Annotated in this window: 2 protein-coding genes; both read right to left on the reverse strand. The window is 72.4% G+C overall.

The genetic code is table 11. The annotated features are described in order from the left end of the window. Nucleotides 1-117 precede the first annotated feature (117 nt). Nucleotides 118-669, reverse strand: a complete 552-nt coding sequence (locus C1I97_RS35450; protein ID WP_111007053.1) for a PadR family transcriptional regulator — start codon at nucleotides 667-669, stop codon at nucleotides 118-120. 50 nt (nucleotides 670-719) lie between these two features. Continuing rightward, nucleotides 720-2,380, reverse strand: a 1,661-nt coding sequence (locus tag C1I97_RS35455; RefSeq protein ID WP_111007054.1) for an oxidoreductase, incomplete at its 5' end; no start/stop codon positions are given.

Below are 2,380 nucleotides of genomic sequence, written 5' to 3' on the forward strand. Positions count from 1 at the left end.
CTACGGACCCGTCACGTTCGCGGTGGGCGGGGCGCTGGTCGGGGCCGCGCTGATCGCCACGGGCTGGGTGGTGCGCCGTCGTTCGAAGCCGTACCGGCTCTGAGCGGCCGGGCCCCGTCACCGGGTCCCGTGGCCGGGCGGTTCGGGGAACTCCTCCAGCGCGTGCCTCAGCCACTGGGTCCAGAAGGTCTCCAGGTCGATGCCGGCCCGCAGCACCAGATGCCGCAACCGGTCCTCGGGGCTGTCCCTGCCGGGCGGGAAGTCGCGCCGCTCGATCTCCCGGTACTCCGCCAACTGCCGCTCGTGCAGCTCCAGATGACGCCTGAGGTCGGCCTCCAGACCCTCGGTGCCCACCACGGCCGCGGCGCGCAGCCGCAGCAGCAGGGCGTCACGCTGCGGCTTCGGCTCCTGGGCGGTGGCGGTCCAGCGGGCCAGTTCGGCGCGGCCCGCGGGCAGAACCTCGTAGCTCTTCTTCTGCCCGCGGGCCGGCTGCTCGGACGGCAGGGTGCGGATCAGGCCGTCCGCCTCCAGTTTCCCCAGCTCGCGATAGATCTGCTGATGCGTCGCCGACCAGAAGTAGCCGATGGACTTGTCGAAGCGGCGCGTCAGCTCGAGCCCCGACGACGGCTTTTCGAGCAGGGCGGTGAGGATCGCGTGCGGGAGTGACATGGGGTCATCCTAGGGACGGGCCGTGCGCCCGCCGCCGCCCTGGAGCCCGGCTACAGGGCCGCCGCCAGTTCCGTGCCCTGCTTGATGGCGCGCTTGGCGTCCAGTTCGGCGGCCACGTCCGCCCCGCCGATGAGGTGCGGGCGGTGTCCGGCGGCGACCAGTTCCTCGTACAGCTCGCGCCGGGGCTCCTGTCCGGTGCACAGCACGACCGTGTCCACTTCCAGGACGGTGCTCGCGCCGTCGACGGTGATGTGCAGCCCGGCGTCGTCGATGCGGTCGTAGTGGACGCCCGGGACCATGGTGACGCCGCGGTGCCTGAGCTCGGTGCGGTGGATCCAGCCGGTGGTCTTTCCCAGTCCGGCGCCGACCTTGCTGGTCCTGCGCTGGAGCAGGTGGACGGTGCGCGGTGGGGCGAGCCGCTCGGGTGCGGTCAGACCGCCGGGCGAGCGGTGGTCCATGTCGACGCCCCAGGCCCGGAAGTACGCGGCCGGGTCCTCGCTCGCCTTGTCGCCGACGTCGGTCAGGTACGCGGCGACGTCGAAGCCGATGCCGCCCGCACCGAGGATCGCCACCCGGTCGCCGACCGGGGCGCCGCCCCGCAGCACGTCCAGATAGCCCAGGACGCGCGGGTGGTCGACGCCGGGGATGTCGGGGGTGCGCGGGGTGACACCGGTGGCGACGACGATCTCGTCGTAACCGTCGAGGTCCCCGGCGCCCACCCGGGTGTCCAGGCGTACGTCGACGCCGTGCGCGTCGAGTTGGTGGCGGAAGTAGCGCAGGGTCTCGTCGAACTCCTGCTTGCCGGGGACCCTGCGGGCGACATCGAGCTGACCGCCGATCCCGCTCGCGGCGTCGAACAGGGTGACCTGGTGGCCGCGTTCGGCGGCGCCGACCGCGCAGGCGAGGCCGGCGGGCCCGGCGCCGACGACGGCGACGCGCTTGCGCCGCCGGGTCGGGGACAGGACCAGTTCGGTCTCGTGGCAGGCGCGCGGGTTGACCAGGCAGGAGGTGATCTGCCCGCTGAAGGTGTGGTCCAGGCAGGCCTGGTTGCAGCCGATGCAGGTGTTGATGGCCTCGGGGCGGCCGGCGGCGGCCTTGTCGACGAAGTCGGGGTCGGCGAGCATCGGGCGGGCCATGGAGACCATGTCGGCGTATCCGTCGGCGAGCAACCGCTCGGCCACGTCCGGGGTGTTGATGCGGTTGGTGGTGACGAGGGGGACGGTGACCTCGCCCATCAGCTTCCTGGTGGCGAACGCGTAGGCGCCGCGCGGCACGGAGGTGGCGATGGTGGGGATGCGGGCCTCGTGCCAGCCGATGCCGGTGTTGATGAGGGTCGCACCGGCGGCCTCGACGGCCTTCGCGAGCGTGACGACCTCCTCCAGGGTCGAGCCGCCGGGCACGAGGTCCAGCATGGACAGCCGGTAGATGACGATGAAGTCCTCGCCGACGGCCTCGCGCACCCGGCGCACGATCTCGACCGGGAAGCGCATCCGGTTCTCGTAGGCGCCGCCCCAGCGGTCGGTGCGGTGGTTGGTCTGCGTGGCGATGAACTCGTTGATGAGGTAGCCCTCGGAGCCCATGATCTCCACGCCGTCGTAGCCGGCCCGGCGGGCGAGGCGGGCGGTGCGGACGTAGTCGTCGATGGTCCGCTCGACGTCGGCGTCGGTGAGTTCACGCGGGACGAAGGGGCTGATGGGGGCCTTCAGGGGGC

The organism is Streptomyces sp. NTH33 (genome assembly GCF_003236365.1).
In the GTDB taxonomy this organism is placed as follows: domain Bacteria; phylum Actinomycetota; class Actinomycetes; order Streptomycetales; family Streptomycetaceae; genus Streptomyces.